Here is a 13,598-nt window from a genome sequence, read left to right as displayed (position 1 = left end):
CACGCGGAAAGGCCGCGCTGTTGAAGCCGACCTTTTCAGCCCCTATGCTTCCCTCCGACGATGGACGGCGCCTCAGCGGTTCGGCCCCTTCTACCCTCCGGCCGTGGACGTCCAAAATCCCTTGACGCGCCGCCTTTGCTGCACTATGGAACCCGTTCTCGTATCGAAAGACGCGAACCGGAGTGCCTCGTGAGGGGCCGCTCCGGATTGTTGTGTTCGTAAAGCCCGCGCAGGGGCCGGCCTCCACCGGACGCGCGATTTCACTTCCTCCGGGGCTTTTGCCCCGACCACATGGAGATCACGATGGCCCGTATTGCAGGCGTCAACATTCCGACCAACAAGCGCGTTGTCATCGCGCTCCAGTACATTCACGGCATCGGCGCGAAGAAGGCGCAGGAGATCGTGACGAAGGTCAACATTCCGGCCGAGCGTCGCGTGAACCAGCTGACCGACGCCGAGATCCTGGCGATCCGCGAGACCATCGACCGCGATTACATGGTGGAAGGCGACCTGCGTCGCGACGTCTCCATGAACATCAAGCGTCTGATGGATCTGGGTGCCTATCGTGGCCTGCGCCATCGGCGCAGCCTGCCGGTTCGCGGACAGCGCACGCACACCAATGCGCGCACCCGCAAGGGCAAGTCCAAGCCGATCGCCGGCAAGAAGAAGTAAGACCGGGCGGGTTTTCCCGCTTGCACGGGCGTCGCCGGTTCTTGCCGGCGATCCCGGGCGGTCGCATTTGCGCCGCCGATTTCCGAATTGCCCGGCAGGGGCCATGAGCCTCCGCCGGCCGTGCCTGACGAAACATCAATCCCGAGCGCCTGGCATGACGGGCGCGTTTGAAGGACAGGAAGAATGGCCAAAGAAGCTACCCGCGTTCGCCGCCGCGAACGCAAGAACATCGTGTCGGGCGTCGCTCACGTGAACGCCTCGTTCAACAATACGATGATCACCATCACGGACGCGCAGGGCAACACGATCTCGTGGTCGTCCGCCGGCGCCATGGGCTTCAAGGGTTCGCGCAAGTCGACCCCTTATGCCGCACAGGTTGCCGCCGAAGACGCTGCCCGTAAGGCATCCGAGCATGGCATGCGCACCCTGGAAGTCGAGGTCTCTGGCCCCGGTTCGGGTCGTGAATCCGCTTTGCGCGCGCTTCAGTCGGCGGGCTTCACCGTCACGTCGATCCGTGACGTGACGCCGATCCCGCATAATGGCTGCCGCCCGCGCAAGCGTCGCCGCGTCTAAGATCATCCGGCGCGTGGGATTGCCCGCGCGCTTTCCGGTTTAACGGGCGGCCCCCGGGTCGCCCCGCAAGCCGTACCTTGAAGAGGTGTGGTTGTGATCCAGAAGAACTGGCAAGAACTGATTAAGCCGAACAAACTTGAGGTCGCGCCTGGCGACGATCCGAAGCGCGTTGCGACGGTCGTGGCCGAGCCCCTCGAGCGTGGTTTCGGCACGACGCTCGGTAACTCCCTGCGCCGCGTGCTGCTGTCGTCCCTCCAGGGCGCGGCGGTTACGTCGATCCACATCGACGGCGTGCTGCATGAGTTCTCGTCGATCCCGGGCGTCCGCGAGGACGTGACGGACATCGTGCTCAACGTAAAGACGGTTGCGATCCGCATGCAGGGCGAGGGCGCCAAGCGCATGACCCTTCGCAAGACGGGCCCCGGCCTCGTCACGGCGGGCGACATCAACACCGTCGGCGACGTGCAGATCCTGAACCCCGAACTCGTGCTCTGCACGCTGGACGAGGGCGCTGAAATCCGCATGGAATTCACTGTCGACATGGGCAAGGGCTACGTGCCGGCCGAGCGCAACCGCTCGGAAGACGCGCCGATCGGCCTCATCCCGGTCGATTCGCTCTACAGCCCCGTCAAGAAGGTCTCGTACCGGATCGAGAACACCCGCGAGGGCCAGATTCTCGATTACGACAAGCTCATCATGACGGTCGAGACCAACGGCTCGATCACCCCGGAAGACGCGGTCGCCTATGCGGCCCGTATCCTCCAGGATCAGCTCCAGGTTTTCGTCAACTTCGAAGAGCCCCGCAAGGAAGAGACCGCGACCGCTGCGCCGCAGCTGCCGTTCAACCCTGCGCTTCTCAAGAAGGTCGACGAGCTCGAGCTGTCGGTCCGTTCGGCAAACTGCCTGAAGAACGACAACATCGTCTATATCGGCGACCTCATCCAGAAGTCGGAAGCCGAGATGCTGCGGACTCCGAATTTCGGCCGCAAGTCGCTCAACGAGATCAAGGAAGTTCTCGCCTCCATGGGTCTCCACCTCGGCATGGATGTGCCGGGCTGGCCGCCCGAGAACATCGAAGATCTCGCCAAGCGCTTCGAAGAACACTACTAGGCCGCGTGGCGGCGAAGGGTTCCAAGCCCTCCGCCGCCTTTCGGCACGGACTTTATCCATCAGGAAACGAACGGTCGTACCTTGGCCCGGCGACCGTAAAATCAGGAGATAGCCATGCGTCATGGATTTCGTGGTCGTCGGTTCAACCGCACGTCCGAACACCGTCTTGCAATGTTCGCCAACATGGCGGCAGCTTTGATCAAGCACGAGCAGATCATCACCACCCTGCCCAAGGCCAAGGACCTGCGTCCGGTCGTGGAGAAGCTCATCACCCTCGGCAAGCGCGGCGACCTGCATGCCCGCCGCCAGGCGATGGCGCAGCTGCGTGACGAGGACATGGTCCGCAAGCTGTTCGCCGTCATCGGCCCCCGCTACCAGTCGCGCCAGGGCGGCTATTGCCGCGTTCTGAAGGCAGGCTTCCGCTACGGCGACAACGCGCCGATGGCCGTCATCGAATTCGTCGACCGGGACGTCAATGCCCGCGGCCTCGATTCCGGCCCGAGCCAGCGCGACGAGGTTGCTGACGCTGCGGAGTAATCCTTCGCAATCGCGTGATTTCAAGGGCGGCCTTCGGGTCGCCCTTTTTATTGGCCTGGCCCGACGGCGTCCCCAGAGATGAGAGCAGGATGGTCTCGCAGTCTTCGGGAACCGCCGACAGGTCAAGAGTAGGCGTCTGATAGCCGTCAAGCGACGGATCCGTCCGGTGTTGCTGTTCGACGGCGTTTCCTCTGGGGAACGAAACATCCGCCTTGTGCAGGCTTCGCAATCCGCTGACGTTTCGGGAGCGGACGTTTGATTGGCGTCAGATCGCCGGCCCCGCACCGTTGGTGCAGGTCAAGGGCGGCGCCTGCCGAGAACCCGACAACCGTCTTGCTCGAACCGCATCGGGACGGCGATCAGGCGCGACGGTCACGCTTCCCCGATGGCCGTCGGCGTTTCGATCCAGTCTCGCTACGGAACAGGCGAACGATGTGCCGCTCGACGGGGTGGAGCGAACGGGCGGCGGCCTTTCTTGGTCGCCATGCGCTCAAGGTTTGCCCTTTGTCGCCTTCCTGGCGCGGACCTGATCGGTCAGACCATCGTGGTCGCCCAATCGCCGGACAGGGGCATCGTCCCACCAGTCCGTGCGCAGCGCCTGTCGATCGGGATTGCGCGGATAGACCACCCGGTTCTCGGGTTTGGCGGGCTCGCCCACCACAAGCAACTGCACCTCCGTCTCGGTGTTGTTGAGAAAGCTGTGCGAGAGACCGGTCCCGGCCGGAAAGCCGATCCCGTCTCCGGGTTGAAGGCGATGCAATTCGCCGTCGAGCCAGACGTCCGGGGTGCCCGCGATCACGTAGACGAACTCTTCCTCGGCGCTCTCCGCGTGCGGAAAGGAGGTGCGCCGGCCGGGAGGCAGCCGTTCGTGGTTGATCCCCAGCGCCGTCAGGCCGAAATGCCGCGCAAACGGCGCGCGAATACTCAGCAATTCGTCGTCCCCCTCATAGCGCGCGTCGTCCGGGCGCTCGATGGCGGACCAGTGGGCAATACAGGAGGGTCGGTTCACCTGTGTCATCGCGGCTGCTCTCTCCTCAAAGGCGGGTTGGACATCGATCCACGGATAGAGGTGCCTTGTCTCTTGTGTCTGGGCTCGCTGGTCATTGCCGATGAAGCTTAAATCCATTGGGGATGTCGGGGTGATCGCTTTCGATCAAGTCGAACGTCATGTAGAGGGGGGCGAGTTGACATCCAAACGACGGCGGCCTCAACTCCTCGCACGATCGCAGCAGATCTTATGTCCAGGGCGTGTCGACGCCGCCGCGCAGTCTGTGGTCAGCCTTGCAAGAGAAGAGAATTCTGGATTGATCCGTACTCAGGCACCGCAAAAGGCACCACGCACGGGTCTGCCGGCATGATGGAGAGGGTGGCCGGGGTTCTTCCAAGTCTCCATCGGGTCGATCATTAATGGGCCGATTTCGCAATATCCTTGCCCGCCTTCGTGGACAGCTTTGGATCATTCCACTGGCCATCAGCGGCTTCTCCCTCGTCCTCGCCTATTGGATCCTTACCTCGGGTGCGTTTCTCTTTGAAAGAGGGACAACGGGCAGTGGCCTGTGGTGGCTCTACGGTGGCGATGCCCAGTCCGCTCGTGGGTTGCTCTCCAGCCTGCTATCCGGCTTGATGACGATGACATCGCTCATCGTCTCGATGACGTTCGTCATCCTCACCCTATCGGCAAATCAGCTCGGGCCGCGCCTCATCACGACGTTCATGGCCGACCGGCAGATTCAGACGGTCCTGGGTTTGTTCCTCGGGACCATCCTTTATGTCCTCGTCATCTTGCGCAGTCTGGACGAGACCCTCGGGGCGGAGGGTGTCCCGCACATCGCAGTGACAATTGGCAGTGCACTCACGATCGTTTGTCTCTTTGCGCTGCTGTTCTACGTCCACAAGATTGCCCGTTCAATCATCGCCGACAACGTCGTCGAACGGATCGCTGGCGATCTGCGGCGCAACTTGGGCAGCATGTTGAAGGAGAGCGATGGCGACTTGGAGGAGAATGATGGCGACGCTTCAGAAGGCGGGCCAGAGGGCGCCTGCGTCGCGACCATAGCGCTGAATCATGTCGGCTACATACAGGTGGTCGACTATGATCGGCTTGTCGCCGTGGCAAAAACAGCAAAAACGGCCCTGCAAGTGAACGTCAGAGCGGGACATTTCCTTTTGCACAATGGCGAGCATGTTCTCGTCTTTGGAAACAACACACTAAACGATGATGAAATCGACGAAGTCCGTCGGGCTTTTGTCATCGGTCCTGAGCGTAGTCCCGCCCAGGACCTGGAATATGGATTGCGACAACTTGTCGAGATCGCCCTGCGTGCCTTGTCCCCAGGGATCAATGACCCCTACACCGCGATCGCCGTCGTCAACCAGCTCGGAGCCGCGCTCGAGGATATTCTCGGACGTCCGCTGCCGCGCACCCGCCTCCGAGACGCGGCGGGCGAGGTTCGTGTGATCGCAAAGCTCTCTGACTTTGCTGGACTGGTCGATGCCGCCTTCGACGCCATCCGGCAAGCGGGGAGCTCCACCCCAGCTGTGCTGATCCGGATAGCCGACGTCTTGGGCGATCTCTCTCCTATCCTCCGAACAGAAGCCGCGCAGCACGCTGTTGTGGTCCAACTCGACAAGCTCGCTGAAACTGCAGAGAGAGCGCCTGTGGCTCGCTGCGACCGTGCGGACATCGTGGCTCGTATCTGTCAGGCGAGGAAGCGCGTTGCATCTGAGAATATCCAAGGGTAGGCCCGGAGGGCGGAAGCCTGGTTGCGAAGCGCGATCGTGTCCAATGACGTGGCTTCCATCGCCGGTCTGATGTCGCAGCGGGTGCCGTTCATCCGTGCCGAGTGGGGACGGCATGTGTGACCACAGACCGATCCCTGGTCCCACAAAAGGTCATGCTTCCGGAACATAACAAGAACTCCTGAAGGTATAAGGCATCTTTGCCTCACCCCTCGCCACCGGGCTGGAATTTGCCGTTTGCCCCCCCACCTCTTATGCCATTCTCATGACCTTCCGATTGGATTCGCATCTCATGCGCAACGCTTTTCGCCGCTTCGCCCTCGTGGGCGCATGTCTCGTCGGGTTCGGTCCGCTGGCGTCCCACGCGCAGGATCAGAGCCGTGCGGTGCCGGAGAGCAAGGCGCAGGTGCAATTATCCTTCGCGCCGATCGTCCGCGAGACGGCGGGCGCGGTTGTGAACGTGTATGCGACCCGCTCGGAGCGGCGGCAGAATGCCGGCATGGAAGATTTCTTCAGGCGGTTCTTCGGGGAGGGTGGGCCAAGCGTCCCGCCCGGGCGCTCGCAGAGTTCGCTGGGGTCGGGCGTCATCGTCGATGCGTCCGGTCTCGTCATCACCAACAACCACGTCATCGAGAACATGACCGAGGTGAAGGTGGCGCTGGCGGATCGCCGGGAATTCGAGGCCGAGATCGTCCTGCGCGATCCGCGCACCGATCTCGCCGTGCTGCGGATGAAGAATGCGAGCGACCTCCAGGTGCTGCAGCTCGGCGATTCCGAGGCCCTGCAGGTGGGCGATCTGGTGCTGGCGGTCGGCAACCCATTCGGGGTGGGTCAGACGGTGACGCAGGGGATCGTGTCCGCGCTGGCGCGCACGCAGGTCGGCGTGTCGGATTACCAGTTTTTCATCCAGACCGATGCGGCGATCAATCCGGGCAATTCCGGCGGCGGCCTCATCGACATGAATGGCAGGCTTGTCGGCATCAACACGGCGATCTTTTCGAAGTCGGGCGGCAATGTGGGGCTGGGCTTCGCCATCCCGTCCAGCATGGCCCGCGTGGTGCTGAATTCGGCCAAGGGCGGCTCGCCCAAGGTCGTGCGGCCATGGCTCGGGGCGCGCCTGCAATCGGTCGACGGCGAGATCGCCACGAGCCTCGGCCTGTCACGTCCGACAGGCGTCATGGTGACGTCGGTCTACGACAAGGGGCCGGCGGCCGAGGCGGGACTTAAACGCGGTGACGCGATTCTCGCCGTGGACGGGCAGGCGGTCGATAATCCGGATGCGTTCGGCTATCGCTTCACCCTCAAGGGCACCCAGGGGCAGACCCCGCTCACCCTGCTGCGGGACGGCAAGCGGCTGGAATTGCGCGTGAGCCTGTTGCCGCCGCCGGAGCGGCCGGCACGCGATCCGGTCGTCATCCGCGCCCGCTCGCCGCTTGCCGGCGCGACCCTCGTCAACCTGTCGCCGGCAGTGGCGGAAGAGTTCCAGGTCGATGTTGCGGAGGATGGCGTGATCGTGTCGGATGTGGACGAGCGCGGCGTTGCGGCCAGCGTCGGCTTCCAGAAGGGCGATCAGATCGTGGCCATCAACGGCGACCGGCTCACCTCCACGAAGGACGCCGAACGGCTCGTGGCGCGGGGAGGCACCTATTGGGAAATGACCATCAACAGGGGCGGTCGCGTGTTTTCGACCGTGCTCGGCCGATGACCGAATGGAGCGTTTCCACAACGCTCGATCCTGCCGAGATCGACATGGTCTACGGTTGGATCGCGCAGGACAGTTACTGGGCCAAGGGCATTCCGCGGGCGACGTTCGATCGCTCGCTCGCCCATTCCCTGTGCTTCGCCCTCCGGGACGGGGAGGGTGTCATGGCAGGCTTCGCCCGGGTCGTCACCGACCGGGCGACCTTTGCCTATCTGGCCGATGTCTTCGTGAGCCCCTCGGTGCGGGGCAGGGGGGCGGGCAAGCACCTGATTGCGTTCGTGATGGCCCATCCGGACGTGCAGGGCCTGCGCCGTTGGATGCTGGCGACCCGCGACGCCCATTCGCTCTATGCGCAATATGGCTTCACGCCGCTGCCATTTCCCGAGCGCTTCATGACGCGCGACGATCCCGATATCTACAGCCGCCCGGCCGCCCGTGAGTGACCTGTTCGCCTCGGCCGGGATGGACCAGAGCGCGCCGCGGCCGCTGGCCGACCGCCTGCGTCCGACCACCCTGCCGGAGGTGGTGGGCCAGGAGCATCTCGTCGGCCCCGACGGCATCCTGACCCGTTTAATCGGCTCGAAATCCCTCGGCTCGCTGATTTTCTGGGGGCCTCCCGGCACCGGCAAGACCACGGTCGCCCGGCTCATGGCGAATGAGACGGACCTGCATTTCGTCCAGATCTCGGCCATTTTCTCCGGTGTGGCCGATCTCAAGAAGGTGTTCGAGGCCGCGCGCGGATTGCGCTCGACCGGGCAGGGCACGCTGCTCTTCGTCGACGAGATCCATCGCTTTAACCGGGCCCAGCTCGACGCCTTCCTGCCGGTGATGGAAGACGGCACGATCACGCTGGTGGGGGCGACGACCGAGAACCCCTCATTCGAGTTGAACGCGGCGTTGCTGTCGCGGGCGCGGGTGCTGGTCTTCCGCTCCCTCGACGAGGCCGCGATCCTCGACATCCTGCTGCGGGCCGAGGCGGTTACCGGCCGGGCTCTCCCCCTCGACGAGACGGCCCGGGCCTCGCTCGTGCGCATGGCGGATGGCGACGGGCGTGCCGTACTGACGCTGGCCGAAGAGGTCTGGCGGTCCGCCAAGCCCGGCGAGATCTTCGATGCCGAGCAGCTGCAGGAGATCATCCAGCGCCGCGCGCCGATCTACGACAAGGGCCAGGAGGGGCACTACAACCTCATCTCGGCGCTCCATAAGACGATCCGCGGGTCGGACCCCAACGCGGCGCTCTATTATCTCGCGCGCATGCTCGATGCCGGCGAGGACCGGTTGTTCATCGCCCGCCGCCTGGTGCGAGCCGCCATCGAGGATATCGGATTGGCCGACCCGCAGGCGCTGGTCGTCGCCAATGCGGCCAAGGACGCGTTCGATTTCCTCGGGTCGCCCGAGGGCGAACTGGCGCTCGCGCAGGCGGCGGTCTATCTGGCGACCGCGCCCAAGTCGAACGCGGTCTACAATGCCTACAAGGCAGCGACCCGGGTGGCCAAGGAGCATGGCTCGCTGATGCCGCCCAAGACGATCCTGAACGCGCCCACCAAGCTGATGAAGCAGATCGGCTATGGCGACAGCTACCGCTACGATCACGACGAGCCGGACGCCTTTTCGGGGCAGGATTACTGGCCGGACAAGCTGCCCGCACAGACCTTCTACCAGCCCGTTGATCGCGGCTTCGAGCGGGACATCCGCAAGCGGCTGGATTGGTGGCAGAAGCTGCGTGGCGATCGGAACAAATAACGTTATAATGTATTGATCTTCGCCGACGCATGTCGGGTGAACAGGAAGATCGATCATGCGCGTTGCCACGTCCACCACAGCGGCGGTTGTTGCCGCCATGCTGCTTGGCCAGCCGGTTCATGCGCAAGTGCCGCATGGTCCGAAACCCATCATTGCGCCCGAATATGTCACCCCGCCCAAAGCCGAGGTCACCAAAGGGGTGTCGGTCACGAAGCGAACCTATTCGGTCGCCGACAATGAGGCGCCGTTCTTCAACTTCACCAAGAACCGCCGCCTGCCGGCAGAGGATGAGGATTTCGTCACCACCGTGCTGCAGCAGGTGCCGGACCGGGCGGAAGCGGCCGCGATCGTCATCAAGGGCCTGAATGTGACCCTGCGGAATGGCGTGCAGCTCGCGGCGGCCGGCCGGCGGCTCAACCAGGCGTTCCTCATCGACCCAAGTCTCAGCGCGGTCTATCAAGGCTATGCCATTCTGGTGACGTTCCGCTTCCAGGATTTCCGATATGCGGACGAATTGATGACCCTGGCTGCCGGCCTGAAACGTCCTGAGCCGACGCTCAATGCGGATCACGGTCGGATCCTGATCCTCGCCGGTCGTCCCAAGGATGCGCGGCCGTATCTCGAAAAGGCCGTGAGGGACGCTCCCGAATGGGCCGTTCCGCGTGCAAATCTGGCCACGGCCGTTTATCTATCCGGAGACGCGAAGGAAGCCTGCCGCCTTGCCGAGGAAGTCCATGGGCACGAGATTGAACTGATGGTGCAGGACATGAAAACCCTGAAAGCCCGGGCGCAATGTTGAGCCGATGTTGAAGCTTGCTCTGGTCTTCGTCGGGGCGGGCCTCGGCGGCTGTCTGCGCTATGCCGTCAATATCGGGACGGCGCGCCTCTGGGGCCTGTCGTTTCCGTGGGGGACTGTCACGGTCAACGTCGTTGGCTCCTTTTTGATGGGCGCGCTCACCGCCTGGCTCGCCTATCGCGACGGCCACGCGCTGAGCGAGCATGCCCGCCTGTTTCTGGCGACCGGCATTCTGGGCGGCTTCACGACCTTCTCGGCCTTCTCGCTTGACGCGGTGGCTCTTTGGGAGCGCGGCGATGCCGGTCTCGCGCTCGCCTATGTGGCGCTGTCGGTCCTTGTGTCGATCGGTGCCGTCATTGCCGGTCTGGCGGCCATGCGCTGGATCGGCGGATAGACAGGCCTCAGATGCCGGCGGTTTGACGCCATCGGACATGCAAGCTTGATTGCCGCCCGCGCGGCGCTCTGTTACCGACTGTCCCATGACACAGAGTTCAGGAAAAGGCGGGGGACGGTCGGGCTCGCGGCAGGGCTTTCGCTCCCGCGACGAGAAGCCGACCCGTCCCACCAATCCGCAAAAACGCACCCCGAAGGTGGCAGCCAAGCCCGCGCGCAAGCCGCGACCGGAGCGGGCCGCCACCGCGATCGTAAAACCTGCGGTGAAGCCCCTGCCGGCGGATGCGGCGCCGCGCCCGACCCGGGCCGAGGCGAGAGCCGCCGCGACCGAGACGCTGGCCACCGGCGTCCAGACCCTGCAGGTCACGGATGACGAGGCCGATATGCGCGTCGACCGCTTCCTGGTGGCGCGGTTTCCGCAACTCGCCTTCACGCATATCCAGCGCATCGTCCGTAAGGGCGAGCTGCGCATCGACAGCCGCCGCGCCAAGCCCAACGAGCGGCTCGTGCCGGGCCAGAAGATCCGCATTCCGCCGCTCAAGCTCGACCAGCCGCGCCCGCTCTCCAAGCTGCCGGGCAAGGATCAGGACGAGCGCGACTTCCTGAAGTCCATCACCCTCTACGAGGACAAGGACGTGCTCGTCATCAACAAGCCCATGGGGCTTGCGGTGCAGGGCGGTTCCGGCACCACGCGCCACGTGGACGGCATCCTCGAGTCCATGCGCGACGCGGAAGGGCAGAAGCCCCGCCTCGTGCACCGGCTCGACAAGGACACGGCCGGGTGCCTCGTCATCGCCAAGACTCGCTTTGCCGCCTCCACCATGGCCAAGTCGTTCCGCTCCCGCTCGACCCGCAAGATCTACTGGGCGCTGGTCGCCGGCGTTCCGCGGGTCCGGCAGGGCCGGATCTCGACCTACCTCGCCAAGGAAGGCGATGAGGGCGAGTCGCGCATGAAGGTCGCCAAGCACGGGGACGAGGGCGCGAGCCACGCCCTGACCTATTACGCCACCGTCGAGACCGCGGCGACCAAGCTCGCCTGGGTGTCCTTGAAACCGGTGACGGGCCGCACCCACCAGCTGCGCGCCCATGCGGCCCATATCGGCCACCCGATCGTCGGCGATCCGAAATATTTCGACATCGAGAACTGGGAATTGCCGGGCGGCATCCAGAACAAGCTGCACCTGCTCGCCCGCCGGATCGTCATCGCGCATCCGCGCACTGGCAAGCCCCTCGACATCACCGCTCCGCTGCCGCCGCACATGCAGCAGACCTTCAATCTGTTGGGCTTCGACACCAGCCGGTACGACCCGATCGTGGAGGCTCCGGAGGACTGATCCCGGCCTCAAGGCCCCCTCTTGCTCCGTCGCACTTTCGCCCCGCAAAGGCGGGAGAATTTCGCATCCCGGCCGTCCCGGGCCGGGCGATGGCAAGGAGAGGTCTATGGAACACAAGCTTCTCGATCAACTCCGTAGCGTAGCCGATGTGCAGCCGCCGCAGGTGATGACCCGACAGGAGCGTCTTGATCGCTGGATCACGCTCCTGGAGCAAGATCCGACAAGGCGACTCACTTCCCTTGAGGAAATCGAATACAGGCCGCCCGCGGAGCGCGCACGGGTGCGCGAGGACAATTCGCCTCTGTCGGTCGCCTTCGACGATCCGATCCTGCGGGCCGACGGCCTGGCGAGCGACCGAGTGGGTGATGCCATGTCGTTCTTCGGCCTGACTGAAGGGCAGGTCCATTACGCATTCTGTTCCTGCATGAGCGGGCGTTCCATGGATGCGAGCGCCTTTGCCCAGCGTCTTCGCAACGCCGTGTCGAACAGCGATGTGCATGCGGCCGTCGGGATGTGGGCGCTGGCGGCGGCGGCTCTGGCCGTCCCGGCCATCCTCTACCTGCTCGGCTAGGAACCCGGCGGCACGATCTCTCGCGGAGGCCTCATGCTGTTCCGCGCCGGCGCCGTTTGAAGTCGTGCCGCACTTTCGCTAGAGGAGAGCGTTCCAACCGGAAGGGCTCTCGATGCTGACAATCAAACCGGTCACATTGTCGACCGACAGGCTTTTGCTGCGCCCGCTCGCACGGGAGGATATCCCGGCCCTTGCCGCCGCTGCCAGCGACGGCGCACTCTGGGAGAAACCCACGACGACCATTCCCCGACCGGAGGGCTTCGCGGCCTATGTGGAGACCGCCCTGTCCCTCCAGGATCAGGGCCTAGCTCTGCCTTTCACGACGGTGGTGCGCGACGGGGACCAGGTGGTGGGCTGCACGCGCTACATGAACATCGATGCGCTCAACCACCGGGTCGAGATCGGCACGACCTGGATCGCCCGCTCGTGGCAGCGTTCCTTCGTGAACAGCCACGCGAAATTCCTGATGCTTCGGCACGCCTTCGAGACATTGGAATGCAATGCCGTCGAATTGCGCACCCACCGCCTGAACGACCAGTCGCGTGCCGCCATCGAACGCCTCGGCGCGAGCCTCGACGGTGTCCTGCGCCGGCATATGATCATGCCGGACGGCCATGTGCGCGACACGGCCGTCTACAGCATCCTGCGCGAGGAATGGCCGGCCATCCGTGAGCGCCTGGAAACCCGCCTTGCAACCCCGGAGACGCGCTCGTGAAACTCGTGATTTTTGACGTCGACGGCACGCTGGTCGATAGCCAGAACATCATCGTCGCCTCGCAACAGGCGGCCTTTGCGGCCTTTGATCTGGAGCCCCCGACCCGTGAGGCGTCCCTGTCGATCGTCGGATTGTCGCTGGCTGAGGCCTTCATCATTCTGGCCGGCCCCCACGCCCCCATCGAGGGCCTCGTCAGCGCCTACAAGGAGGCCTTCGGTGTCCTGCGGATGGATCCCGCGCTTGCCGAGCCGCTGTTTCCGGGAGCAGAGGAATGTCTCGACGGGCTGGGCGAACGGCCGGGCGTCATTCTCGGCATCGCAACCGGCAAGACCATGCGCGGTGTCGCTCATCTGCTCGACCGCCACGGCTGGCATGACAAGTTCGCCACGATCCAGACCGCCGACGGCGCGCCGTCAAAACCGCATCCGGCCATGATCCTCCAGGCGATGGAAGACGTCGGCGCGGCGCCTCACCAGACCGTCATGATCGGGGATTCGAGCTACGACATGGCCATGGCGCGGGCGGCGGGGGTGCTGCCCATCGGGGTCTCCTGGGGCTTCCAGCCGGTGACCGCCCTGACCGAGGCGGGAGCCCATCACATCGTGCACAGCTATGACGGGCTCGCGCCGGTCCTCGACGCGTTTCTGGCCGGTGACAGGCAGGCAGCGCAATGACCGAAAAATCGATCTCGCCTTTGCGCCCCAATCGCCTAT

Annotated in this window: 15 protein-coding genes; 14 read left to right on the top strand and 1 reads right to left on the bottom strand. The window is 64.3% G+C overall.

Going from position 1 to position 13,598, the window contains the following annotated elements:
• Positions 1-303 precede the first annotated feature (303 nt).
• From rpsM to rplQ, 4 genes are all read left to right on the top strand, one after another.
• Positions 304-672: a 30S ribosomal protein S13 gene (rpsM, locus tag J4G32_RS03105; protein ID WP_210484372.1), complete on the top strand. Its 369-nt coding sequence runs from the start codon at positions 304-306 to the stop codon at positions 670-672.
• Between the two features lie 183 nt (positions 673-855).
• Positions 856-1,245, top strand: a complete 390-nt coding sequence (gene rpsK, locus J4G32_RS03100) for a 30S ribosomal protein S11 (RefSeq protein WP_047186967.1) — start codon at positions 856-858, stop codon at positions 1,243-1,245.
• Between the two features lie 87 nt (positions 1,246-1,332).
• Positions 1,333-2,355, top strand: a complete 1,023-nt coding sequence (locus J4G32_RS03095) for a DNA-directed RNA polymerase subunit alpha (protein ID WP_210484363.1) — start codon at positions 1,333-1,335, stop codon at positions 2,353-2,355.
• Positions 2,356-2,469: 114 nt separating this feature from the next.
• Positions 2,470-2,892 (top strand): 50S ribosomal protein L17, encoded by a 423-nt coding sequence (gene rplQ / locus J4G32_RS03090; RefSeq protein WP_210484361.1) that lies wholly within the window; start codon positions 2,470-2,472, stop codon positions 2,890-2,892.
• A gap of 490 nt (positions 2,893-3,382) precedes the next feature.
• On the opposite strand, the gene J4G32_RS03085 is transcribed toward rplQ, so the two are convergent.
• On the bottom strand, positions 3,383-3,910 hold the full coding sequence (locus J4G32_RS03085; protein ID WP_210484359.1) for a cupin domain-containing protein: 528 nt from the start codon (positions 3,908-3,910) through the stop codon (positions 3,383-3,385).
• A 389-nt stretch (positions 3,911-4,299) separates the two neighbouring features.
• On the opposite strand from J4G32_RS03085, the gene J4G32_RS03080 reads away from it, so the two are divergent.
• From J4G32_RS03080 to J4G32_RS03035, 10 genes are all read left to right on the top strand, one after another.
• A complete protein-coding gene (locus J4G32_RS03080; RefSeq protein ID WP_210484357.1) occupies positions 4,300-5,634 on the top strand; it encodes a DUF2254 domain-containing protein in 1,335 nt (444 codons plus the stop codon).
• 289 nt (positions 5,635-5,923) lie between these two features.
• Positions 5,924-7,336, top strand: coding sequence for a Do family serine endopeptidase (locus J4G32_RS03075; RefSeq protein ID WP_210484355.1), 1,413 nt, complete (start codon positions 5,924-5,926; stop codon positions 7,334-7,336).
• On the top strand, positions 7,333-7,776 hold the full coding sequence (locus tag J4G32_RS03070; RefSeq protein ID WP_210484346.1) for a GNAT family N-acetyltransferase: 444 nt from the start codon (positions 7,333-7,335) through the stop codon (positions 7,774-7,776). The genes J4G32_RS03075 and J4G32_RS03070 overlap by 4 nt, the downstream gene beginning before the upstream one ends.
• Entirely contained in the window at positions 7,769-9,076 is a 1,308-nt protein-coding gene (locus tag J4G32_RS03065; RefSeq protein WP_210484344.1) for a replication-associated recombination protein A, read from the top strand. The genes J4G32_RS03070 and J4G32_RS03065 overlap by 8 nt, the downstream gene beginning before the upstream one ends.
• A gap of 55 nt (positions 9,077-9,131) precedes the next feature.
• Positions 9,132-9,875, top strand: a complete 744-nt coding sequence (locus J4G32_RS03060) for a tetratricopeptide repeat protein (protein WP_210484342.1) — start codon at positions 9,132-9,134, stop codon at positions 9,873-9,875.
• Between the two features lie 4 nt (positions 9,876-9,879).
• Positions 9,880-10,266 carry a fluoride efflux transporter CrcB gene (gene crcB / locus J4G32_RS03055; RefSeq protein ID WP_425515491.1) on the top strand — a complete coding sequence of 129 codons (387 nt, stop codon included), beginning with the start codon at positions 9,880-9,882 and terminating at the stop codon, positions 10,264-10,266.
• A gap of 85 nt (positions 10,267-10,351) precedes the next feature.
• Positions 10,352-11,599, top strand: coding sequence for an RluA family pseudouridine synthase (locus tag J4G32_RS03050; protein ID WP_210484341.1), 1,248 nt, complete (start codon positions 10,352-10,354; stop codon positions 11,597-11,599).
• Between the two features lie 106 nt (positions 11,600-11,705).
• The gene (locus tag J4G32_RS03045) at positions 11,706-12,170 is read left to right on the top strand and encodes a hypothetical protein (RefSeq protein ID WP_210484339.1); all 465 of its coding nucleotides are present in this window, start codon (positions 11,706-11,708) and stop codon (positions 12,168-12,170) included.
• Between the two features lie 112 nt (positions 12,171-12,282).
• A complete protein-coding gene (locus J4G32_RS03040) occupies positions 12,283-12,885 on the top strand; it encodes a GNAT family N-acetyltransferase (protein WP_210484337.1) in 603 nt (200 codons plus the stop codon).
• Positions 12,882-13,559 (top strand): HAD-IA family hydrolase, encoded by a 678-nt coding sequence (locus J4G32_RS03035; protein WP_210484335.1) that lies wholly within the window; start codon positions 12,882-12,884, stop codon positions 13,557-13,559. The genes J4G32_RS03040 and J4G32_RS03035 overlap by 4 nt, the downstream gene beginning before the upstream one ends.
• The last annotated feature ends 39 nt before the right edge of the window (positions 13,560-13,598 follow it).

The sequence above is a fragment of the Microvirga antarctica genome (assembly GCF_017921815.1).
In the GTDB taxonomy this organism is placed as follows: Bacteria; Pseudomonadota; Alphaproteobacteria; order Rhizobiales; family Beijerinckiaceae; genus Microvirga; species Microvirga antarctica.
Note: the sequence above shows the minus strand (reverse complement) of the source record. Positions and strands in the feature narration are given on the sequence as shown.